This window comes from Rhodovulum sp. HP10 (assembly GCF_047553435.1).
Lineage (GTDB): Bacteria > Pseudomonadota > Alphaproteobacteria > Rhodobacterales > Rhodobacteraceae > Rhodovulum.
Map to the genome: position 1 here is coordinate 2,558,960 of NZ_CP180201.1, position 20,110 is coordinate 2,579,069.

Below are 20,110 nucleotides of genomic sequence, written 5' to 3' on the forward strand. Positions count from 1 at the left end.
TTGGCGAAAATACCCGCGCCGCAGGCGCCTGGCATCAGCCGGGCCCCGCAAGGCTTGCCAGGGCTCAGACCCGCATCGGCATCACGACATAGACTGCCGAGGCATCGTCGCCCTCGCGCATCAGGGTCGGATCGCCGGATGAGTTGAACAGGAAGACGGCATTCTCGCGATCGACCTGACCGGCAATCTCCAGCAGGTATTTCGCGTTGAACCCGATCTCGAGCCGCTCGTCTCCATAGGCCACGGCCAGCTCTTCCTCGGCCGCGCCGCTGTCGGGCGATGTGACGGACAGCGTCAGCCGGTCTTCCTCGAGCGCCAGCTTGACGGCGCGCGAGCGTTCCGAACTCACCGTGGCCACGCGGTCGACCGCTTTGGCGAATTCGGCGGCATCGACTTCGAGCCGCCGGGTGTTGTTCATCGGGATCACCCGCGAATAATCCGGGAAGGTGCCGTCGATGACCTTCGAGGTCAGGGTGATTTCGGGCGTGGCGAAACGCACCTTGGTCTCGCTGACCGACACTGCGATCTCGATCTCGTCATCCTCGAGCAGCTTGCGCAGCTCTCCGACCGTCTTGCGCGGCACGATCACGCCGGGCATGGTCTCGGCCCCTGCGGGCAGGGTTGCGTCGATCCGGGCCAGGCGGTGACCGTCGGTCGCGACGCAGCGCAGCACCTGGCCGTCCTCGCCGGTCGCCACATGCATGTAGACCCCGTTCAGGTAATAGCGGGTCTCCTCGGTCGAAATCGCGAATTTCGACTTGTCGAAGAGCCGCCGCAGGACCGGTGCCTTGGCGATGAAGTTGGAGGTGTATTCCGATGAGGCCATCACCGGGAAGTCCTCGCGCGGCAGCGTTGCCAGCGTGAAATGCGACCGCCCGGCCACGACCGTCAGCCGCCCCGAGGCGCCGTCATCCGACAGCTCGACCAGCGCGCCGTCGGGCAGCTTGCGCACGATCTCGTGCAGCGTCACCGCCGGAACCGTCGTCGCGCCGGCGCGCTCGACCGTCGCGGGTGCCTTGTCGACGACCTCGATATCGAGATCGGTCGCGCGGAAGCTTACCGTCGCGTCCTCTGCCTCGATCAGGAGGTTGGCGAGGATCGGTATGGTGTTGCGTCGCTCGACCACCGATTGCGCCTGGCCCACCGCCTTCAGGAGTGCGCCGCGTTCGATGCTGAATTTCATGCCCCTCGCTCCTCTTGCGCCCGGGAGGCGAACCCTAACGGTTTCGCTTCCCTGCTCAAGCGTTTTGTTGGACTGTCCGAGACTTTGACAAGGGCGTCAAGGGTTGCCCGGATATGCGGCCGGTCAGGCTTCGAGCATGCGGCGCAAAAGTTCCAGATCCTCGTCGATCTGGCTGTCCTTGCTGCGCAGGTCCTCGATCCGCTTGACCGCATGCATGACCGTGGTGTGATCGCGCCCGCCGAAGCGGCGGCCGATCTCTGGCAGGCTGCGCTGGGTCAGCTGCTTGGAGAGATACATCGCGATCTGGCGCGGTCGGGCGATGGTGCGGTGCCGCTTGGGCCCGATCATGTCGCTCAGGCGCATGTTGAAATGCTCGCTCACCTTGCGCTGGATCTCCTCGATCGTGACCTTGCGGTCCGAGGCGCGAAGGATGTCGGCAAGACAGTCCTGGGCCAGGTCCAGCGTGATCTCCTTGCCAACCAGCGAGGCGAAGGCAAAGAGCCGGGTCAGCGCCCCTTCGAGCACACGGACATTGGTGGTGATCCGGTAGGCGAGGAATTCCAGCACCCCGTCGGCGATCACGAGCCCCGGATACTGCATCCGGTACAGCTCGACCTTCTGTTGCAGGATGCCCAGGCGCAGTTCGTAATCCGTCGGATGCAGGTCGACCACGAGCCCGCATTGCAGGCGGCTGCGGATCCTGTCCTCGAGATCCTTGATCTCGCCCGGCGCGCGGTCGGCGGAAATCACGATCTGCTTGTTCTGATCCACGAGCGCGTTGAAGGTGTGGAAGAACTCTTCCTGGGTGCTGTCCTTGCCGGCGATGAACTGGACGTCATCGACCATCAGCACGTCGACGGAACGGAACAGCGACTTGAAGCCCATCATGTCGCGTTCGCGCAGCGCCTGCACGAAGCGGTACATGAACTGTTCGGCAGAGAGATAGACGACCTTCTTTTCCGGCGCCCGGTGCAGCAGATCCCAGGCGATGGCATGCATCAGGTGGGTCTTGCCGAGGCCGACGCCGCCATAAAGGAACAGCGGGTTGAACGCGACGGGACCGCCTTCGCCGACGCGGCGCGCGGCGGCATGGGCCAGCTCGTTCGGCTTGCCGGTGACGAAGCTGTCGAAGGTGAAGCGTGCATCGAGCGGCGCGCCCGGCATGTCGCCCTCGTCGCGCGGCTCGGCCGCGGCGCGGCGGGCCGGCGCGGCCGCAGTGTCGGCTGCGGCAACGGCAGGGGCGACCCGCTTCGGCGCGGCGACGGAGAATTCGAGCCGGTCGACCTCGACGCCGCTACGGGTGAGGTGTTCGAGAATCTTGTCGCCGAAATTGCGGTTGACCCAGTCGCCGACAAAGCTGGTGGGAACACCGAACCGCGCAACCCCGTCTTCCAGGGCGCGGAATTCCAAAGGGGCAATCCAGGTTACGAAGTTGTTCTTGCCGATCGATTTCTCCAAGTCATCTCGAATGCGTCCCCAGGTGTCGTCTGTCATCTTCTTTGCCCGCTCTTAGCCGATCCAGCAAAACCGGAATCCCTGCCCGACGCCCCGTCATGGAGCGGCCGTCAGACCCCCGGTGCGCACCGACATGGAAGAGCCGACCCTTGCGCAAAACCGACACTCCCCGGCCGGGAACCGCCATCGCGGCGCCCGGATCTGCTCCAGTCGCTTTTGCCTTTCACGGTCCTTTTGGACATGAGGTACAACCCGCGGACGAGACTAGGCCCGTCTGGCTTGCGGCAGCTTTCGGTCAGAACGGTTTCCCTGAATACACGCTCTGTCCGGCAAGCCCCTCCTCGATCTTCTCCCTTGCCGGTCTCGGCCGGCTCAAAAGCAGATCGTGGCGCGGGTTGTTCCGCGTCATGCCCCCCCAAGTCGATGTGAATCGCCTAGAGACGGTAGACCGGTGGTCGTGAGGGGTGCAACCGAACTTCGACCTTGACGACGCGCCTGTGCGGAACGAATCCGGAGTGTGTTGCCGCAGGCCCATCCGGGCCGGGGAACCTGTCTCGAAAACGAAGGGCGCGACCCTTCGGCCGCGCCCTTCCGAGCTCTTGTTTTCAGGGCGCAAACGGCCTCGGATCAGGCGTTCAGCGCCTTCACGCGCGCGGCGAGTCGCGACATTTTCCGGGATGCGGTATTCTTGTGCAGGACGCCTTTGGTGACCCCGCGCATCAACTCGGGCTGGGCCTCGCGCAGAGCGGTCGCAGCGGCCGCCTGATCGCCCGAAGCGATCGCTTCCTCGACCTTCCGGAGGAAGGTGCGGATGCGCGAACGACGCGCCTTGTTGACGGCATAGCGGCGCTCGTTCTGGCGGGCGCGCTTCTTGGCTTGGGGCGAATTGGCCATGTGGTCCTTTTCCCTTTTCCGGGTCTCGTGGTCAAAATCTCTCGCGCAACGAGGCCCCGGCCGGGTTTTCCTACCACCGGCTGATTCCGGCCAAAGCGGGCCTCACGCGCATATAAGGCGCGGCTTATAGTGGAGCTTGTCGCGAAAGGGAAGCAGAAAAGGCGCCCCCCCCCTGCGACGCGCCTCACTTGTCGCGGAATTGCGGCTCGCGCTTTTCGACGAAGGCCTGCATGCCCTCGGCCCGGTCCTCGGTCGCGAACATCATGTGGAACATGCGCCGCTCGAACAGCAGCCCCTCGCGCAGCGTGGTCTCGAAGCTGCGGTTGACGCATTCCTTGACCGCCATCGTGGTCAGCGCCGATTTCTCGGCGATCTTCTGCGCCGCGGCCATCGCCTCTTCGATCAGCTTCTTGGCTGGGACGACGCGGCTGACGAGCCCGGCGCGCTCGGCCTCCTCGGCATCCATGAAGCGGCCCGTGAGGTGCATGTCCATCGCCTTGGACTTGCCGACCGCGCGGGTCAGGCGCTGGGTGCCCCCGATCCCGGCGACGACGCCCAGATTGATCTCGGGCTGGCCGAATTTCGCGGTGTCGGCGGCAATGATGAAGTCGCACATCATCGCCAGTTCGCAGCCGCCGCCCAGCGCATACCCCGCCACTGCCGCGATGATCGGCTTGCGGCAGGCCAGAAGGCGTTCGGTCTCTGGCGTGAACAGATCGCCCGCGAAGACGTCGACGAAGCTCTTCTCGCTCATCTCGCGGACATCCGCCCCGGCGGCGAACGCCTTTTCCGTCCCGGTCAGGACGATGCAGCGCACCTTTTCATTGGCGTTGGCCTCGCTCACGGCCTCTGCCAGTTCGCCCATCAACTCGCCGTTCAGCGCGTTCAGCGCCTCGGGCCGGTTCAGGCGGACCAGCGCCACGTGGTCCTCTATCTCGACGATCAGCGTCTTGTAAGCCATGGACTGACGGCCTCCGTTCGGTTCGAACCCGACTCCTTAACAGTCTCGGCCCCGCGATCAAGCTATCTTTGGCATTGCGGACAGTAGAAACTCGACCGGCCGGACTGCACGACCCGCAGGATACGGCCTGTGCATCCGGGAGAGGGGCAGGGCGCGCCTTCCCGGCCATAGGTGCGGAAATTGTGCTGGAAATAGCCAAGCTCGCCATCGGCCTGGCGGAAGTCCTTCAGGCTCGAGCCGCCGGCCTCGATCGCCTCGGAAAGGACCGTGCGGATCGCCGGAACCAGGGTCGCGACGCGGGCCGCGGCAATCCGGCCCGCCTTGCGAAGTGGGGAAATCCCGGCCCGGTGCAGCGCCTCGCAGACATAGATATTGCCGAGCCCCGCGACCAGATGCTGGTCGAGCAGCGCGGCCTTGATCGGGGTCTGCCGCCCCTTCAGCCGGCCCACAAGGTAGGTCTCGTCGAAGCCGTTGCCGAGCGGCTCGGGGCCGAGCCCGGCCAGCAGGCGGTGGTTCTCGACCGTCCCGGTCGGGGTCAGGTCCATCGCACCGAAACGGCGGGGGTCGTTGAAGGTCACGCGCGCGCCGCCCTCGAGCTCGATCACCACATGGTCGTGTTTCTGCGGTGCCGGATGCGGATGCACGAACTGCCCCAGCGCCACGCCCGAGACCAGCATCCGCCCGGACATGCCCAGATGCAGGATCAGCGTCTCGCCGGTCGAAAGATCGACGAGAATGTATTTCGACCGCCGCCCCAGCCGCAGCACTTGGGCGCCGGTCAGCCGCTCGGCCATCCGCTCGGGCAGGGGCCAGCGAAGGTCGGGGCGATTCACCCGGGTCGCGACGATCCTGCGGCCTTCCATCGCAGGCGTCAGCCCGCGACGCACTGTCTCTACCTCTGGCAATTCCGGCATAGGCCCCTTCCTTCCAGCGGGGAACACGTTGTAGTCCCCGCAGAGCGCCCTATAAGAAGGGCCGTGAAAACGAACGGCAAGGCCCCCATGACCGAGAGTGCCCAGAAGACCACCCATTTCGGGTTCCAGACCGTCGCCGAAGAGGAGAAGGCCGGACTCGTCCACGGGGTATTCACCCGCGTCGCCTCGCGTTACGACCTGATGAACGACCTGATGTCGGGCGGTGTTCACCGGGTCTGGAAGGACGCGATGATGGACTGGCTCGCCCCGCAGCCGCATCAGCGTCTTCTGGACGTTGCTGGCGGTACCGGTGACATCGCCTTCCGCTTTCTGGGGCGCGCGCCGGGTGCGACGGCGGTGGTCTGCGACATGACGGAATCGATGCTGGTCGAGGGCCGCAAGCGGGCCGAGGCCGACAACCTCGCCGCCAGTCTCGACTGGGTCGTGGGTGACGGCATGGCGCTGCCCTTCGCCGATAACAGCTTCGATGTCTTCACGAATTCCTTCGGTACCCGGAATATCACCCGGATCCAGGACGCGCTGAACGAGGCCTACCGTGTGCTGAAACCCGGCGGGCGGATGATGATCCTCGAATTCAGCCAGATGCCCAACCCGCTTCTGCAATGGGCCTATGACCGCTATTCCTTCAACGTGATCCCGCCGCTGGGGCAGTTCGTCGTCAACGACCGCGACAGTTACCAGTATCTGGTGGAATCGATCCGCAAGTTCCCCGACCAGGAGACCTTCGCGGCCATGATCCGTGAGGCCGGTTTCGAACAGGTGAAGTATCGCAACCTGTCTATGGGCATAGCGGCGCTGCATTCAGGGTGGAAAATCTAGGTGCGCGGTCCTCACAACATCTGGAGGCTGGTGCAGACGCTGGCCACCATGGAGCGTACCGGCGCGAACCGTTTCGTGCTGGAACAGCTGGGCGCGCCCGCCAGCGTCCGGGCCGCGGCCCGGGTCATGGGCTGGCCGTTCAAATGGCTCGGCGAGAACGGCGACGAGGCACTGCCGCCGGCGACCCGCGCAATTACCGCGCTGGGACCAGCCTATATCAAATTCGGCCAGATCCTCTCGACCCGGCCCGACGTGGTCGGCGACGAGCTGGCAGTGCAGCTGCGGGTTCTGCAGGACAAGCTGCCGCCCTTCCCGACCGCAATTGCCAAGGAGACCGTCGCCCAGGAGCTGGGTCAGCCCGCCGACGAGCTGTTCTCGGAATTCTCCGAGCCGATCGCGGCCGCCTCCATCGCCCAGGTGCATCGCGCCCGCATCGCCCGGACCGGCGAGCTGGTCGCGGTCAAGGTGCTGCGCCCCGGGGTCGAGCGCAATTTCCGCAAGGATATCGATGCCTTCTACTTCGCCGCCTCGACCATCGAGCTGTTGGCACCGTTCTCGCGCCGGCTGCGGCCGACCGATGTCATCGCTCATTTCGACGGGGTGGTGACGGGCGAGCTGGACCTGCGGATCGAGACCGCACAGGCGGCCGAATTCGCCGCCAATACCGAGGGCGACGCAGGTTTCGTGGTTCCGCGGGTGATCTGGCCGCTATCGTCCAAGCGGGTCATGACCATGTCCTGGTGCGAGGGCGTACCGATCGGCGATAATGCGGCGCTCGATGCCGCAGGCCATGACCGCCGCGCGATCGGCGAGCGGGTGTTGTCGATGTTCCTGCGCCACGCCCTGCGCGACGGCTATTTCCACGCCGACATGCATCAGGGCAACATGAAGGTCGGCGCCAGCGGCGAAATCCAGTGTTTCGATTTCGGCATCATGGGCCGGATCGACGAATATACCCGCAGGGTCTATGCCGAGATCCTGTACGGTTTCATCCGCCGCGACTACCGCCGGGTGGCCGAGGTGCATTTCGAGGCGGGCTATGTACCGGCCGACCGCGAGATCGACGAATTCGCCCAGGCCCTGCGCTCGGTCGGCGAGCCGATCTTCGGGATGGACGCGACCCATATCTCGATGGCGAAGCTCCTGGCTTATCTCTTCGAGGTGACCGAACGCTTTGGTATGGCGACCCGGACCGAGCTGATCCTGCTGCAGCGGACCATGGTCGTGGTCGAAGGCGTGGCACGCTCGCTCAACCCGTCGATCAACATCTGGGAGGTCGCGCGGCCGATCGTTGAGGAATACATCAAGGAAAACATTGGGCCTAAGGCGGTGGTTCGCGATCTCAGCCGCACCGTGCGGGTGTTGTCGCGCTTCGGGCCTCGGCTGCCGGAGCTGGCAGAGGCTGCGCTGATTCGCCAGTCGAAGGCCGAACCTGCGCGGCCGCCGCGCCCCTGGCTGCAGCCGCTCTTGTGGATGAGCGCTGGCGCGGCGCTGACCTGGATCGGCGCCGGACTGGCCTTGCTGCTGTCCTGAAGCCGGTCAGGCGGCCCGTCGGGGCCGCCTTGGCGACGATCAGACCGGATCGCGCAGTGCCGAGACCTCTGTCGCCTTCACGATGGTGCCGCTGTCGAAGACGATGCTGATCTCACCCTCTTCGGTGCGGACTTCCGCGATCTGGGCATAGATCCGGGCCTGGGCCTCCGACAGCTTGCTGCCATCCTCGGCATAGCTTTCCACGATGAAATCGTAGAGCCCGGCCTCGTGGTCCTCGCCGCCGGACCAGAGAATGGTCTTGGTGTCGGGGGGGATGGGCTCGGACTGCACGATGGCGCCGGTGTCATCGCGCACCACAAGCTTGGCAGTCGAAGCGTCCTTGTCGACCTCTGGGAAAACCGTGACTGGCGTCACTCCGTCATAGTTCGCTGGGACAGCGGCCTGGCCTTCCATTCCGACCCAGGACCCGTATTGGGACAGGCCGCCGCCGCCCAGATTGGCCGAGAGGGCCTTGAGCAGCTCGTTGGTCTGCACCTGCTGTTCGACCCCGGAGAACGTCGCGATCTGTAGAGCATAATCCGACGATTCCATCGGGTTCAGGGGGTCCTGATTCGCGAGCTGGGTGGTCAGCATGCGCAGAAATGTTTCGAAGTCGCTGCTGATGAGCGCCTTCGAATTTCCGCTGCTCGAGGCAGAGGCGGTCTTCGTGGCGGCGGTTGCGGCGGTCACGCTGTCGGTCATGGTATCTGTTCCTCAAAGCCGGAGATCGAGGCCGCCGCCCGCTGTTCCGGGCGAGGTCCTGGTCGTGGAAGAGAGGCCCATCTCGGTGCTCTCCTCGCTCGGGGCGGCCGCCCCGGCAGCAAAGCCGCGGCCCTGTCCCGATGAATCGTTCTGGCGACCGGCGAAGTCGAGAACCACCTCGCCGTAGCCGAGGTCGCGCATCGCATTCGTCAGCATGTCTCCATGGCGCCTCATCAGCTCGAGCGTATCGATGCGGTCGGCGGAGATGTTGACGGTGATGCCGTGATCGCCGGGTGTCAGAGACAGACGCACCCGACCGAGTTCTTCCGGGCTGAGGGTGAGGTGGACAGACCCGTCTGAAGCCCGGTGGAGCGATTCGGCAATCTGCCGCATGGCGGTTCGCGGCGTATCGGCAAGGGTGGGCGTCGCCGTGTGACGGGCGTTTTCGGAGGCCCGGATCTGGTCTGAGCCGCTGCGTTCGGATGCCCCCGAATCGACTGCAGTCGTTGCATCGGCGCGTGACGCATCCAGCGAGGCCTGGTTATCGATGGCAGCTCCGGCGATGGGTTGCGCGGTCGTGATCGTATCTGGCTGCGCGGCCGTTGCATGCCAGATTGCAGGTGCAGTCGGTGTTGTCGATGTGTTTTCCCGTCGTATCGATGCATGGCCCGTACGGTCGCCTTTGTGCTCCGAATCCGGGTCGCCCGAGGTGATCGCTCGTGCCGCTGCCACGACCGTCTGGCTTTGTGCGGCTTCGCGGCCGGGTTGCATGCCGTCGCCCTGCCGGAGGGTGGTCGGCCCATTGGAAACCTCCTTCGACGCGGCGGTTTCCGTAACGTTATCGGCTATTTCCGCAACGGAGCGGTTGGTCGTCCCATCCCTTGGAACAGCCAAGCTCATCGCGGCGCGCGCCTCGGTGCCGGTCGAGAGTGGTTCGGGTTTGGTCCCCGGCAGGGGGAGGGCGGCGGTTGCCTGAGCCGCGGCGGCGGAGGGTAATGAGGCGACCGCCTGTGCATCTTTCGAGGCAGATGGGCCTCTGTCAGAGCGGAGGGCGGTGTCTTCCGCTTGCGGTGTTTCGGCAGGTTGGGCTGCCGTGCCGCCGGTCGTGATCGTCGGGCGCGTGTCAAGCGGTGTGGAGGATGCGGGCAGGGAGGCGTTGGGCACAGAGCCTGCCGGTTGTTGTTTGGGACCGGCTGCCGGCGGCATAAGTGGTGTTTCGGTCATGTCGCTGTCGGCGGGCTTGGCGGTCGTGTCCGCCACCGCTGCCACAGCCTCTGTCGGAACGGTCTGCGTCACGGAAGACACTGTCGTCCCGGGCGGCGGTGGCACAGTCGCGGGCGTGGTTGCTGTGGATAATCCCGTTATGGCCAGGAGATCCGCCTCCGTGTCGATCGCGGAGGCTGGATCGTTTTTCACCGTGTCGCCGCTGGTCTTTGTGGCGGCCGTTTCATCGACCTCCTCGACGCTGCCCTCACCGTTTTTTCCGGTGCCGCGCGAAGCGGATGAGGCAGGCTCTTCGGTGCGGTGGGGTGCGGCAGATGCCTTGGAAATGTCCCGCTGCGGGGCTTCGCGGTCTGTTTCGTTCGTGGCAGGAGGTGTTGTCTCGTCGAAGGCCGCGCGGAAATCCGAGCGTTCCGTGTCCGCCGCACCGTCGGCGGAAGGCGGCCTGTCGCGCCGTGACGACGCGGCGGCGCCGGGCGTGTCGATGGCAAAGGGAACCTGCATGCGTTTGACCAGACTTCTGTATGAGCTGGCGGCAGATTGACCCGAGATCGGTTACCGGTCCTTTACCGGAATCCCCCAATAACGAAAAAAACGGCTCGCAGTTTAGGAGTTCATGCCATGCTGCCTTCATCCCCCACGCCGATCGGGTCGACATTGTCGACGGATCGCGACGCCAGGCTCGCGCGGCTGCGCGAAGCCGCCGAGGACCTGGAGGCCAGGTTTCTCTCTGAAATGCTCGCTTCGGCGGGGCTGGGCAACGTTTCGGGCGAGCTGTCCAGCGGCGCGTTCGGCGGCGGTATCGGAGAAACCCAGTTCACGTCTTTCCTGCGCGACGCCCAGGCCACGGAAATGGCTCACGCAGGAGGTATCGGCCTTGCCGAAAGCATCTTCGAATCACTCAAGGAGCGGATGGATGACCTCGATTGACATGATCGCCGACCTGCTCGAGCGCGAATACCAGGCGCTCCGGCACAGCGACTTTGCAGTGTTGCGCGCATTGACGGACGAGAAAGAGCAACTGGTCGCGCGGCTGCAGAGGCCGTCCGAAGCCGACCGCGAGGCGCTGGATCGGCTTCGCAGCAAAGCACAGCGTAACGACCGTCTGCTGGCAGCCGTCGAAAAGGGGCTCGAGTCGGCCCGGGTCTCGCTGAAGCGGCTGCGCGAACCTGCCGCTGCGCTCGATACCTATACCCAGCGTGGCGAGCGCACTCGCATCGGCGCCACGCCATCGGCTCTGACACGCCGCGCCTGAGCCCTATTTTAGCCAAATCCGACGTTTAGAGATGCCCTCGATTAGTCGTCCCTTAACCCCGGGCTGGAAAGTTCGGGGCGCGCCCTGAGACGGGTGGCACGGCACGGGGAAACTCCGCAGCCGTATGGGTCAGAAAGCCTTCAATTGCCGCTTATCCGCGGCTCAACCCCTTGGGCGTAAAGCGCCTTGTACTTGGAAGGATCATACCCATGTCCAGCATCCTGACGAACTCCAGCGCGATGGTCGCGCTCCAGACCCTCAAAGGCATCAACTCCAACCTCGAAAAGACCCAATCGGAGATTTCCACTGGCAAGTCCGTCGGCTCGGCCAAGGACAACTCGGCTGTCTGGGCCATCTCGAAGGTCATGGAAAGCGACGTGTCGGGCTTCGACGCCGTCTCCGACAGCCTCGCCACCGGCCAGGCGATGATCGGGGTGGCGCGGACCGCCACCGAAACGATCACCGACCTGCTGAAGGACATCAAGACCAAGGTCGTTGCCGCCCGTGACGCGACCGCCGACACCACCAAGTTGCAGAACGAAACCGACGAGCTGATCAGCCTGGTGGAAGCCACCATCGGTGCTGCCCAGTTCAACGGCGTCAACCTGATCGACACCGGTACCGGGACGTCGGTGGTCGGGTCGATCGACCGCAGCGGTGGCACGGTTACCGCGAACTCGATCACGATCGATGCCCAGAACCTGAACACTGCGGCTGCCGCTACCGCCGCCGGTCAGCTGGCCGCCGGCACCGCAGGTGGCAACCTTGTCGTCGCCGGCAACAACAATGACGGTGCCGTTGCAATCGGCTCCGGTGATCAGGAAGCCTTTGCCCTGTCGGCCGTGGCTCAGGGCGAAACCATAACCGTCACGCTGGGCGATCAGAACTTCAGCTATACCGTGACTGCCGATGATGTGGCTACCGGCAACGACGCGAACGAAATCGCGCTGTCCAACCTGCGCGATCTGATCAACGCGGCTGGCATCACCGGTGTCACCGCACTCTACGATCCGGTGGGCGCCGCCGGAGAACTCACCATCGACAACCAGGGCACCGACGATATCAACATGGCGGTGCGTGCGCGGGCCGATGGTGCGGGTGCTCTGGCTGGGCTGAACGGCTTCAGCATCACCGGCGGGACCGCGCTGGCAGATATCGAGACGATGATCAACTCTTCGATCGACGCGGCTGCGGCCTTTGGTGCGGCGGAATCCCGTCTGGAAACCCAGTCGAACTTCCTCTCGAAGCTGACCGATGCGCTGAAAACCGGTATCGGCGCTCTTGTCGATGCCGATATGGAGGAAGCCTCGGCCCGCCTCCAGGCGCTTCAGGTGCAGCAGCAGCTTGGCACCCAGGCTCTGGCGATTGCCAACCAGTCGCCGCAGAACCTTCTGTCGCTCTTCCGTTAAGGACGGCAGGCCGGGGCCAAAGCGCCCCGGCCTTCTCCGCCTGAGAGCTGAAAGCTATGTTAGGAATGGAAGGACAGAACGTGAACGCACTCCAGATGGCCCAATCGGCCTATTCCGCCCCGAACCAGAACAAGACCCGCAGCCCCCGTGCCACCGAATACGCTGCTTTCGTTCGTATCACGTCGCAGATCAAACAGGCTCAAGATGCCGGGCGGCGCGCGTTTCCCGCCCTTGCCGCCGCGCTGCATAAGAACCGCAAGCTCTGGCGTACGCTGGCAATCGACGTTGCCGACAAGGACAATGTCTTGCCTGCCGAGCTGAGGGCGCGCATCTTCTACCTTTATGAATTTACCGATCACCACACCGATGAGGTTCTCGCCGGTCGCGCCAAGCCGACTGCTCTGATTGAGATCAACACCGCCATCATGCGCGGGCTCGCCGAGCGGGAGCGCGTGTCATGAGTGGGGGGTTGGTTCTCAAGCTCGGTCCCAAGGAGCGTGTTCTGGTGAATGGTGCGGTGATCGAAAATGGCGATCGCCGTACGCGGTTGTCGATCAAGACGCCGAATGCAAACATCTTGCGCTTGCGCGACGCGATCCATCCTGAAGACGTCAACACGCCGGTTCGCCGGGTCTGTTATGTGGCGCAGCTCGTCCTGTCCGGAGACACGACTCCGACCGAGGCGCGTCCGCAATTGCTGCGCGGGATCGAGCAACTCAGTCAGGCGCTGACCGACCCGGATAGCCGGGCCCAGCTTGCGGCCGCCACAGATGCGGTCCTGCAGGACCAGTATTATCAGGCACTCAAGGCGTTGCGTGGGCTCCTTCCGCGCGAAGAACGTTTGCTTACGGGGCTCCGGGACCAATGAGTTTCCAACCGGTTCTCCCTTTGACGGGCTATGCCGGTTGGCGTTTCCTCGAGCGCACGATGGAGCGTCAGCAGGAGGCCTTCAACAATAGTCCAGCGACACGGAAGGAACTGGACTATTTTGCCAGCAATATCGGGAAGGTAACATCGGCTGACGAGTTGGTCTCGGACTATCGTCTGCTGAAAGTTGCTTTGGGGGCCTTTGGCCTGCAGGACGAAATCGGCAACAAGTATTTCATAAAGAAGGTCCTGACCGAGGGCGTCGACGATAAGGGCGCGCTGGCCAACAAGCTAGCCGACAAGAGCTATTACAAGCTCGCAGAGGCCTTCAGATTCATTTCCTCAGGGGGCTCCGCTGCGGCGATCGAGAAGGATTTCGCGAGTGAGTTGAGCCTCAAAATCGAGGGGGCCGGCTACCTCGCGGTGACGACGTCGACCGGCGGCGTCGCTTATACCCGTGACGCCAGCCTGAAGCGTGGCGCAGATGGTCAGATCGTCACTGCCGAGGGTTATACCGTTGCCTCTGTTACCGATGCCAGTGACGAAAAGATCGCCTTTTCAGGGGTCACCATTCCTGACTTGGCAAAGTCTGTCAGCATCAATGACAAAGGGCAGGTCTACGGCTATTTCGAAGAAGGTGGACAAGGCCTTCTGCTTGGCAGACTCGCTCTGAGCAGTTTCGCCGACGAAGAAAGCCTTGCCGTGCTCGGCGCCGACCAAACGACCGAGGAGGCGGACGCGACGCTCGTGGATCGGGAGCAGGCTTACTTCGTTGCCACCGAAGAGTCGGGCAAACCAATCGCGGGCCGCCCACTTCAGGATGGGTTCGGGAGTTTCGTGCGTGGCGAGGCCGTCGAGGCTGTCGAAGCCCAGCAGGCTTTCGATACCGAGACGATTGCCGCAGCCTTTCTGACCCGCAGCTTCGAAGTGGCTGTCGGCGAACAGGACGACAGCATGCGACTTGCGCTCAATATCGACCGGGAACTGGCGACGCTTTCCGCTGGCGACATGTCGGAGGATGCCAAGTGGTTTTCCATTATGGGATCCGAACCGATGCGCGCGGTTTTCGACACGGCCTTTGGCTTGCCCAACTCCTTCGCGTCGCTTGATCTCGACCGGCAACTCGATGTCTACAAGACTAGGGCCAAGGCCATGTTCGGGGAAGCCAGTGTCGTGCAATTCTCCGATGATGCCATGCGCGACAAACTGATCAAGTTGTACATGGTTCGGACCGAGACCAATACCGGCGCCGGCTATAGTTCTGGTCAGATTGCTCTGAGACTTCTGGGCGGATGATCGGGTGGCCGATCCTCATGCCCTGTGTCGGCTCGGTATAAGCTCAACCTTTGATCGTGCGTAGTTCCGGCTTGATCGGCGCGCTGTCGAGAATCGCGGCTAGGCGCGCGAAGCTCTCGGCGACGCCGCCTGGTGCGTCTTCCGACAGGAACGCGTCGAGTCTTGGCCAGACGGCGATTGCCGCGTCGATTTCGGGGTCGGAGCCGGCCGCATAAAGCCCCGCCTGGATCATCATTTCCGCTCGGTCATAAGCTCCAAGCAAACGGCGGGCCTGGGCGATGATCGCGTTTTCCTCCCCTGTGGCCGCGCGGGGCAGGCTGCGTGAGACCGAACGTAGCAGGTCGACCGCCGGAAACCGTCCGCGTTCGGCGATGCGGCGGTCAAGGACGATATGCCCATCGAGCACTCCGCGCAGGATGTCGGCGACCGGTTCTTCCATGTCGGAGCCAGCGACCAGCACCGAGAAAACGGCCGTGATGTCGCCGCTATCGGCCACGCCCGGACCTGCGCGTTCGGCCAGCGTCATGATCGCCTGTGCCGTCGAAGGGGGATAGCCGCGCAGTGCCGCAGGCTCGTCGGCCGCCAGGGCGAGTTCGCGATGCGCCTCGGCGAAGCGCGTTACGGAATCGGCGAGAAAGAGAACATGATTGCCCTGGTCACGGAAATGCTCGGCCACTGCCATGGCGGCCCAGGCCGCGCGGCGACGCACCATTGGCGACTGATCCGAGGTTGCGGCAATGACAACGGCGCGCGCCATGCCTTCGGGGCCAAGCACCTGGCTCACGAACTCTCCCACTTCGCGTCCGCGTTCGCCGACCAGTGCGATCACGGTCATGTCGGCCTCGACCCCGCGTGCGAATTTCGACAGGAGCGACGACTTTCCGACACCCGAGCCTGCGAATAGCCCGATTCTCTGGCCCCGCACGATCGGAAGCACCGTGTCGAAGGCGGCCAGTCCGGTGGCCAGGCGTTTGCCAAGCGGGCGCCGCGCGGTGGCGGGCGGAGGGGAGGAACGGAGCGGGCGCGACACCGCACCCGGCATCAGCGGCCGTCCGTCTAGCGGTTGTCCGAACGGGTCGACCACCCGGCCGAGCCAGGAACTATGCGGGGCAATCTCTCCCGGACCCAGCAGGACCGCCCGATCTCCGACCGACAGCCCCTCGGGCGTGCCATCGGGGAGCACCGTCACCGTGCCTTGGGCCAGGGCCAGAACCTCGCCACGCCGCCTTGTGCCACGGCTATGTCTGAACTCGACGAGATCGCCCAATCCGGCGCTTTCCGAGAGTCCCGCCACGGTGACGGTGCCGCTGCCCGCGGCCACGACCCGACCCATGGTTCGCACCGGGGTCAGGGCGGAAATTCGGGCGATAAGCGATGAAAACGGGTTTTGTGGCATGAGGATTCTCCCGAAACGATCATGACTTACGGTTTCTAAAGGAATCAAGCTTAAGCATCGTCTGAGACCGAGGGAGAAACCCCGATGTTCGATAAGCTTGAAATTTTCCGGATGGCGTCGGGGCTGGCCAAACATGCCGGCACACGCCAGGCTGTCCTTGCGCGAAACATCGCGAATTCCGACACGCCTGGCTATCGGGCGCAGGATGTCGCGGATTTTGCCAGGACCTATCGCGGGTCCGACACGGGCACCCAGATGCGTGCAACACGGTCCGGCCATATGGCCGGGCGCGAGATGGCCCATGCCGCTCAGAATACCGACAGGGCCGATCCGGAAGAGCCGAATGGCAATACCGTTTCGGTCGAGGATCAGATGCTCAAGGCGGTCGAGACAAAGCGCCAGCACGACCTTGCGCTGGCCGTTTACCGAAGCTCGCTCGGGATCCTGAGGACCAGCCTCGGGCGGCAGAGATAACCAGAATGGTAGGAGCGTGAGATGAACGATCTTAGCCAGAGTTTCGGCCTGTCGGCCAGCGGCCTGAAGGCCCAAGCAACCCGGCTGCGGCTGGTGTCCGAGAATATCGCCAATACCGATACGCCCGGATATCGACGCAAGCTGACCACCTTCGAGACCGAGCTGACTTCGCATGGTGCGACCGGGGAAGTCCGGACCGGTCGGGTGTCGCTCGATCAGTCGGATCTGACCAAGGTGCACGATCCGTCACATCCGCTGGCGGATGAAACAGGCAATTACGACGGCTCCAACGTGGATCTTGTCATCGAGATCGCTGACGCGCGCGAGGCACAACGCAGCTACGAGGCAAACCTCAAGATGTTCGACCAGGCGCGGCAGATGTCGCGCGGTCTGCTCGATCTGCTGCGTCGATAAGGAGAGACGGAGATGGACCTTAAATCCAATGTCGCCGCCCTTGGATATACCACGGCGCGCCCGGCGACCCAGCCCCAACCCGGAGAGGACGGCGTCGAGAAGACTTTTGCCGCCGCTGCCCAGGGCCTGTCGGATACGATCCGGAATGCCGAGCAGACCGCGATGTCGAGCATGACCGGCGGCGCCGATCCGCATGCCCTGGTGCAGGCGCTGGCCCAGACCGAACTTGCGGTCGAGACCGCGGTCACGATCCGCGACAAGGTGGTCGAGGCCTATCAGGAAATCCTGAGGATGCCGGTCTAGCGCCATGAATGAGCTCATCTTCTACGACACTCTGCGGCAGGGCCTCTGGATTTCGGTCGTGATCTCGATGCCGATTCTGACGGCTGCGCTGGTGACCGGCGTGGCGATCGGATTGTTTCAGGCCCTGACCTCGGTACAGGAGATGACGCTCACCTTCGTACCCAAACTTGCGGCGATCCTGGTCGTGTTCTGGATCTCGATGGCGTTCATGACCGAAACGCTGGTCGGGTTCTTCACCGGACGGATCGTTCCCATGATCGCGGGGATCTGACGGATGCAAACCACCGGCTACACCACGCTCACCCGGCAATCGGGCCTGATGCGCGAGATGCAGAGCATCGCCAACAATATCGCCAACAGTTCGACCATCGGCTATCGCCGAGAAGGGCTGATCTTTTCGGAATATATCTTCGATGTCGACGGGCCGGGCGGATCCTTGTCGATGGCCGAGGCCAATGTGCGCAATACCGATTTCAGCCAGGCGCCGCTGACACAGACCAAGGGAACCTTCGATTTCGCCATCGAAGGCGAGGGATTCTTCCTGCTCAATACCCCGCAGGGCCAGCGTCTGACCCGGGCCGGCAGCTTCACGCCCGATGCGGCCGGCAATCTGGTTTCGCCCGACGGCTATCAGCTACTCGATGCCGGCGGCGCGCCGGTCTTTGCCCCGCCCGATGCCGCCTCCTTGGCGGTCTCCGCCGATGGCACGATCAGTACCGATGGTCGGCCGCTGACCCAGATCGGGGTCTATCTTCCCGCGGATCCGAAGGCGATGACCCATGTTGCGGGCACGCTGTTCGATCCGGGCGGCGCCACCCAGCCGGTGCTTGACAGCAGTATCCTGCAGGGGTTCGTCGAGCAGTCGAATGTCGAGCCGGTGACCGAAATCTCCCGGATGATCGAGGTTCAGCATGCCTATGAACTCGGCCAGAAGTTTCTCGAACGCGAGGATGAGCGCATCCGCGATGTGATCCGGACCCTCGGGTCCAGCAGCTGATTCAGAAAGGACGAATTCCATGCGCGCTCTTCAGATCGCCGCGACCGGCATGTCGGCCCAGCAGATGCGGGTTGAAGTCATCTCGAACAACCTCGCGAACATGAGCACCACGGGCTACAATGCCCGCCGCGCCGATTTCGCCGACCTGCATTATCAGCAGGTCGCACGGCCCGGAACCATCAATGCCAATGACGGCACGGTTTTGCCGACCGGTGTGCAGCTGGGGCTGGGCGTGCGACCGGCCGCGGTGTCGGTGGTGCTGGCCCAGGGGTCGCTGTCGCAGACCAATGGCGACCTCGACGTTGCCATCGACGGCCGCGGCTATCTGGAAGTGACGCTGCCCTCGGGCCAGGCCGCCTATACCCGCGACGGGGCGTTGAAACGCACCGGAGACGGGCTCATCGTCACCTCCGACGGCTATACCGTGAGTCCGGGCATCACCATTCCCGACGATGTTCGCAGCCTCTCTGTCAACTCCGAGGGCGAGGTTTATGCGTATTTCGACGGTGAGGTCCAGGCTCAGCTTCTGGGTCAATTCAACCTCACAATGTTCAGCAATGACAAGGGGCTCGAAGCGATCGGTTCGAACCTCTTCGTCGAGACCGAGGCGTCGGGCGCGGCACTTGTCGGCACGCCCGGCGTCGATGGTTTCGGCACGTTGAGGCAGGGCTATCTCGAAGACAGTTCTGTCGATGCGGTGCGCGAGATCACGGATTTGATCGAAGCGCAGCGCGGTTACGAACTGAATGCCAAGGTCATCACCGCCGCAGACCAGATGATGAGTGCGACGACACAGGTGCGTTGATGCGACTGCTTGTCCTCCTTGCCGTTCTAGGCGCTGTATTGCCGGTCGTCGCCGATGCCGACATTCTTGTTGCGACCCGGTCGGTGCGGGGACAGACAATCCTTGGCCCCGGCGATGTGGCAGTGGTTGCCGGAGAGGCGGTCGGCACCCTGACCTCCCCCGAGGAGGCCATCGGTCAGGAGGCGCGGGTCAATCTCTATGCCGGTCGTCCGATCCGGATCAGCGATGTCGGTCCGCCAGCGATCATCGAACGCAACCAGATTGTCACCCTGCGTTATCAGAGCCGCGGCCTCAGCATCGCCGCCGATGCCCGTGCGCTCGACCGGGCCGGTGTCGGCGATGCCCTGCGCGTGATGAATCTTGCCTCCCGCAACACCGTCACCGGATTTGTCGCGTCTGACGGCAGCGTGGTCGTCGGCGCCAGCCTGAAACCCTGAGGAGCCCCTCCGTCCATGAGACCCCTTGTCCTTGTTTTCTGCGCCACGGCGCTGCTCGTTCCGGCGGCCTGCGACCGGCTGAAAGAGGTCGGCCGGCCCCCGTCCTTCAAACCCGTAGAAGGGTCCAACTCCTATTACGCGATGACGGACAGCACGACATTGCCTATGGAGGTCGAGCGTCGCAGCCCGCTCGACAATTCCTCGCTCTGGGCTCATGGGCGCCAGTCGCTTCTGGGCGACCATCGAGCCGGACGCCGTGGCGACATCCTGACCGTGGTGATCGAGATCGACGAAAAGGCTGAAATCTCGAATACGACCGCGCGGAGCCGGAGCGGCGCCACTTCGATGGGCATCCCACAGCTCTTGGGTATTCCGCAACGGATCAACAAGGCTCTGCCCGATGGAGTGACGATGGACAATGCCGTCGATGCAGATTCAAGTTCGAGCCATAGCGGTAATGGGTCGGTAAAACGCAAGGAGAAGTTGACGCTTCGGATCGCGGCCACCGTCACCGACGTCCTGAATAATGGCGTCATGAAGATTGAAGGCTCGCAAGAGGTTCGGGTCAATTATGAGATGCGCGAACTTCTGGTTAGCGGTTATGTCCGTCCCGAAGACATCTCGCGTCAGAACGAGATCACCTATGACAAGATTGCGGCAGCCCGCATCTCTTATGGCGGTCGCGGCCAAATCATGGACGTTCAACAGCCACGGATCGGCCATCAGATTGCCGATATCATCCTGCCATTCTGAT

At 63.7% G+C, this 20,110-nt stretch carries 24 protein-coding genes; 16 read left to right on the top strand and 8 right to left on the bottom strand.

Going from position 1 to position 20,110, the window contains the following annotated elements; genetic code table 11:
- Nucleotides 1–64 precede the first annotated feature (64 nt).
- The 5 genes from dnaN to mutM all read right to left on the bottom strand — a co-directional run bounded on the left by dnaN (nucleotide 65) and on the right by mutM (nucleotide 5,407).
- On the bottom strand, nucleotides 65–1,183 hold the full coding sequence (gene dnaN, locus ACK8CO_RS11920; protein WP_080617631.1) for a DNA polymerase III subunit beta: 1,119 nt from the start codon (nucleotides 1,181–1,183) through the stop codon (nucleotides 65–67).
- Nucleotides 1,184–1,306: 123 nt separating this feature from the next.
- Nucleotides 1,307–2,677 (bottom strand): chromosomal replication initiator protein DnaA, encoded by a 1,371-nt coding sequence (gene dnaA, locus ACK8CO_RS11925; protein WP_080617630.1) that lies wholly within the window; start codon nucleotides 2,675–2,677, stop codon nucleotides 1,307–1,309.
- Nucleotides 2,678–3,265: 588 nt separating this feature from the next.
- Nucleotides 3,266–3,532, bottom strand: a complete 267-nt coding sequence (gene rpsT / locus ACK8CO_RS11930; protein WP_080617629.1) for a 30S ribosomal protein S20 — start codon at nucleotides 3,530–3,532, stop codon at nucleotides 3,266–3,268.
- 184 nt (nucleotides 3,533–3,716) lie between these two features.
- On the bottom strand, nucleotides 3,717–4,493 hold the full coding sequence (locus ACK8CO_RS11935; RefSeq protein WP_042457055.1) for an enoyl-CoA hydratase: 777 nt from the start codon (nucleotides 4,491–4,493) through the stop codon (nucleotides 3,717–3,719).
- Between the two features lie 62 nt (nucleotides 4,494–4,555).
- Nucleotides 4,556–5,407, bottom strand: coding sequence for a bifunctional DNA-formamidopyrimidine glycosylase/DNA-(apurinic or apyrimidinic site) lyase (gene mutM / locus ACK8CO_RS11940; protein WP_414896769.1), 852 nt, complete (start codon nucleotides 5,405–5,407; stop codon nucleotides 4,556–4,558).
- Between the two features lie 87 nt (nucleotides 5,408–5,494).
- On the opposite strand from mutM, the gene ubiE reads away from it, so the two are divergent.
- Together ubiE and ubiB are read left to right on the top strand one after the other, a co-directional pair.
- The gene (gene ubiE / locus ACK8CO_RS11945; RefSeq protein ID WP_080617627.1) at nucleotides 5,495–6,247 is read left to right on the top strand and encodes a bifunctional demethylmenaquinone methyltransferase/2-methoxy-6-polyprenyl-1,4-benzoquinol methylase UbiE; all 753 of its coding nucleotides are present in this window, start codon (nucleotides 5,495–5,497) and stop codon (nucleotides 6,245–6,247) included.
- Nucleotides 6,248–7,780 (top strand): 2-polyprenylphenol 6-hydroxylase, encoded by a 1,533-nt coding sequence (ubiB, locus tag ACK8CO_RS11950; protein WP_414896770.1) that lies wholly within the window; start codon nucleotides 6,248–6,250, stop codon nucleotides 7,778–7,780.
- Between the two features lie 39 nt (nucleotides 7,781–7,819).
- Here the strand turns inward: ubiB and ACK8CO_RS11955 are convergent, their stop codons facing one another.
- Nucleotides 7,820–8,482, bottom strand: a complete 663-nt coding sequence (locus tag ACK8CO_RS11955; protein WP_414896771.1) for a flagellar hook capping FlgD N-terminal domain-containing protein — start codon at nucleotides 8,480–8,482, stop codon at nucleotides 7,820–7,822.
- A 12-nt stretch (nucleotides 8,483–8,494) separates the two neighbouring features.
- Nucleotides 8,495–10,207, bottom strand: coding sequence for a flagellar hook-length control protein FliK (locus ACK8CO_RS11960; RefSeq protein WP_414896772.1), 1,713 nt, complete (start codon nucleotides 10,205–10,207; stop codon nucleotides 8,495–8,497).
- 117 nt (nucleotides 10,208–10,324) lie between these two features.
- On the opposite strand from ACK8CO_RS11960, the gene ACK8CO_RS11965 reads away from it, so the two are divergent.
- The 6 genes from ACK8CO_RS11965 to ACK8CO_RS11990 all read left to right on the top strand — a co-directional run bounded on the left by ACK8CO_RS11965 (nucleotide 10,325) and on the right by ACK8CO_RS11990 (nucleotide 14,530).
- Nucleotides 10,325–10,633, top strand: a complete 309-nt coding sequence (locus ACK8CO_RS11965; RefSeq protein ID WP_414896773.1) for a rod-binding protein — start codon at nucleotides 10,325–10,327, stop codon at nucleotides 10,631–10,633.
- Nucleotides 10,620–10,958 (top strand): hypothetical protein, encoded by a 339-nt coding sequence (locus ACK8CO_RS11970; protein WP_080617622.1) that lies wholly within the window; start codon nucleotides 10,620–10,622, stop codon nucleotides 10,956–10,958. The genes ACK8CO_RS11965 and ACK8CO_RS11970 overlap by 14 nt, the downstream gene beginning before the upstream one ends.
- A gap of 209 nt (nucleotides 10,959–11,167) precedes the next feature.
- Nucleotides 11,168–12,367: a flagellin gene (locus tag ACK8CO_RS11975; RefSeq protein WP_080617621.1), complete on the top strand. Its 1,200-nt coding sequence runs from the start codon at nucleotides 11,168–11,170 to the stop codon at nucleotides 12,365–12,367.
- Between the two features lie 80 nt (nucleotides 12,368–12,447).
- The gene (gene flaF / locus ACK8CO_RS11980; protein WP_080618091.1) at nucleotides 12,448–12,828 is read left to right on the top strand and encodes a flagellar biosynthesis regulator FlaF; all 381 of its coding nucleotides are present in this window, start codon (nucleotides 12,448–12,450) and stop codon (nucleotides 12,826–12,828) included.
- Nucleotides 12,825–13,235, top strand: coding sequence for a flagellar biosynthesis repressor FlbT (flbT, locus tag ACK8CO_RS11985; RefSeq protein ID WP_080617620.1), 411 nt, complete (start codon nucleotides 12,825–12,827; stop codon nucleotides 13,233–13,235). Before flaF ends, flbT begins: the two co-directional genes overlap by 4 nt.
- Entirely contained in the window at nucleotides 13,232–14,530 is a 1,299-nt protein-coding gene (locus ACK8CO_RS11990; RefSeq protein ID WP_414896774.1) for a DUF1217 domain-containing protein, read from the top strand. Before flbT ends, ACK8CO_RS11990 begins: the two co-directional genes overlap by 4 nt.
- Nucleotides 14,531–14,573: 43 nt before the next feature.
- On the opposite strand, the gene ACK8CO_RS11995 is transcribed toward ACK8CO_RS11990, so the two are convergent.
- Complete coding sequence (locus tag ACK8CO_RS11995; protein WP_080617618.1) at nucleotides 14,574–15,926, bottom strand: FliI/YscN family ATPase; 1,353 nt, start codon at nucleotides 15,924–15,926, stop codon at nucleotides 14,574–14,576.
- 84 nt (nucleotides 15,927–16,010) lie between these two features.
- Between ACK8CO_RS11995 and ACK8CO_RS12000 the strand changes: the two genes are divergently transcribed.
- The 8 genes from ACK8CO_RS12000 to flgH are packed head-to-tail and all read left to right on the top strand — an operon-like array spanning nucleotide 16,011 to nucleotide 20,109.
- Nucleotides 16,011–16,400, top strand: a complete 390-nt coding sequence (locus ACK8CO_RS12000) for a FlgB family protein (RefSeq protein ID WP_414896775.1) — start codon at nucleotides 16,011–16,013, stop codon at nucleotides 16,398–16,400.
- 21 nt (nucleotides 16,401–16,421) lie between these two features.
- Entirely contained in the window at nucleotides 16,422–16,814 is a 393-nt protein-coding gene (gene flgC / locus ACK8CO_RS12005) for a flagellar basal body rod protein FlgC (protein WP_080617616.1), read from the top strand.
- 12 nt (nucleotides 16,815–16,826) lie between these two features.
- Complete coding sequence (gene fliE / locus ACK8CO_RS12010; protein WP_080617615.1) at nucleotides 16,827–17,117, top strand: flagellar hook-basal body complex protein FliE; 291 nt, start codon at nucleotides 16,827–16,829, stop codon at nucleotides 17,115–17,117.
- 4 nt (nucleotides 17,118–17,121) lie between these two features.
- On the top strand, nucleotides 17,122–17,388 hold the full coding sequence (locus ACK8CO_RS12015) for a flagellar biosynthetic protein FliQ (protein WP_080617614.1): 267 nt from the start codon (nucleotides 17,122–17,124) through the stop codon (nucleotides 17,386–17,388).
- Between the two features lie 3 nt (nucleotides 17,389–17,391).
- A complete protein-coding gene (locus ACK8CO_RS12020; protein ID WP_414896776.1) occupies nucleotides 17,392–18,114 on the top strand; it encodes a flagellar hook-basal body complex protein in 723 nt (240 codons plus the stop codon).
- Between the two features lie 19 nt (nucleotides 18,115–18,133).
- Nucleotides 18,134–18,919 (top strand): flagellar basal-body rod protein FlgG, encoded by a 786-nt coding sequence (gene flgG, locus ACK8CO_RS12025; RefSeq protein WP_080617612.1) that lies wholly within the window; start codon nucleotides 18,134–18,136, stop codon nucleotides 18,917–18,919.
- A complete protein-coding gene (gene flgA, locus ACK8CO_RS12030) occupies nucleotides 18,919–19,356 on the top strand; it encodes a flagellar basal body P-ring formation chaperone FlgA (RefSeq protein ID WP_414896777.1) in 438 nt (145 codons plus the stop codon). Before flgG ends, flgA begins: the two co-directional genes overlap by 1 nt.
- A 15-nt stretch (nucleotides 19,357–19,371) precedes the next feature.
- Nucleotides 19,372–20,109 carry a flagellar basal body L-ring protein FlgH gene (gene flgH / locus ACK8CO_RS12035; protein WP_414896778.1) on the top strand — a complete coding sequence of 246 codons (738 nt, stop codon included), beginning with the start codon at nucleotides 19,372–19,374 and terminating at the stop codon, nucleotides 20,107–20,109.
- Nucleotide 20,110: the final 1 nt, after the last annotated feature.

Coding starts and splice junctions, on each gene's coding strand:
- dnaN (WP_080617631.1), bottom strand. CDS start 1,183: ATGAAATTCAGCATCGAACGCGGCGCACTCCTGAAGGCGGTGGGCCAG.
- dnaA (WP_080617630.1), bottom strand. CDS start 2,677: ATGACAGACGACACCTGGGGACGCATTCGAGATGACTTGGAGAAATCG.
- rpsT (WP_080617629.1), bottom strand. CDS start 3,532: ATGGCCAATTCGCCCCAAGCCAAGAAGCGCGCCCGCCAGAACGAGCGC.
- ACK8CO_RS11935 (WP_042457055.1), bottom strand. CDS start 4,493: ATGGCTTACAAGACGCTGATCGTCGAGATAGAGGACCACGTGGCGCTG.
- mutM (WP_414896769.1), bottom strand. CDS start 5,407: ATGCCGGAATTGCCAGAGGTAGAGACAGTGCGTCGCGGGCTGACGCCT.
- ubiE (WP_080617627.1), top strand. CDS start 5,495: ATGACCGAGAGTGCCCAGAAGACCACCCATTTCGGGTTCCAGACCGTC.
- ACK8CO_RS11955 (WP_414896771.1), bottom strand. CDS start 8,482: ATGACCGACAGCGTGACCGCCGCAACCGCCGCCACGAAGACCGCCTCT.
- ACK8CO_RS11960 (WP_414896772.1), bottom strand. CDS start 10,207: ATGCAGGTTCCCTTTGCCATCGACACGCCCGGCGCCGCCGCGTCGTCA.
- ACK8CO_RS11965 (WP_414896773.1), top strand. CDS start 10,325: ATGCTGCCTTCATCCCCCACGCCGATCGGGTCGACATTGTCGACGGAT.
- ACK8CO_RS11970 (WP_080617622.1), top strand. CDS start 10,620: ATGACCTCGATTGACATGATCGCCGACCTGCTCGAGCGCGAATACCAG.
- ACK8CO_RS11975 (WP_080617621.1), top strand. CDS start 11,168: ATGTCCAGCATCCTGACGAACTCCAGCGCGATGGTCGCGCTCCAGACC.
- flbT (WP_080617620.1), top strand. CDS start 12,825: ATGAGTGGGGGGTTGGTTCTCAAGCTCGGTCCCAAGGAGCGTGTTCTG.
- ACK8CO_RS11990 (WP_414896774.1), top strand. CDS start 13,232: ATGAGTTTCCAACCGGTTCTCCCTTTGACGGGCTATGCCGGTTGGCGT.
- ACK8CO_RS11995 (WP_080617618.1), bottom strand. CDS start 15,926: ATGCCACAAAACCCGTTTTCATCGCTTATCGCCCGAATTTCCGCCCTG.
- ACK8CO_RS12000 (WP_414896775.1), top strand. CDS start 16,011: ATGTTCGATAAGCTTGAAATTTTCCGGATGGCGTCGGGGCTGGCCAAA.
- flgC (WP_080617616.1), top strand. CDS start 16,422: ATGAACGATCTTAGCCAGAGTTTCGGCCTGTCGGCCAGCGGCCTGAAG.
- fliE (WP_080617615.1), top strand. CDS start 16,827: ATGGACCTTAAATCCAATGTCGCCGCCCTTGGATATACCACGGCGCGC.
- ACK8CO_RS12015 (WP_080617614.1), top strand. CDS start 17,122: ATGAATGAGCTCATCTTCTACGACACTCTGCGGCAGGGCCTCTGGATT.
- ACK8CO_RS12020 (WP_414896776.1), top strand. CDS start 17,392: ATGCAAACCACCGGCTACACCACGCTCACCCGGCAATCGGGCCTGATG.
- flgG (WP_080617612.1), top strand. CDS start 18,134: ATGCGCGCTCTTCAGATCGCCGCGACCGGCATGTCGGCCCAGCAGATG.
- flgA (WP_414896777.1), top strand. CDS start 18,919: ATGCGACTGCTTGTCCTCCTTGCCGTTCTAGGCGCTGTATTGCCGGTC.
- flgH (WP_414896778.1), top strand. CDS start 19,372: ATGAGACCCCTTGTCCTTGTTTTCTGCGCCACGGCGCTGCTCGTTCCG.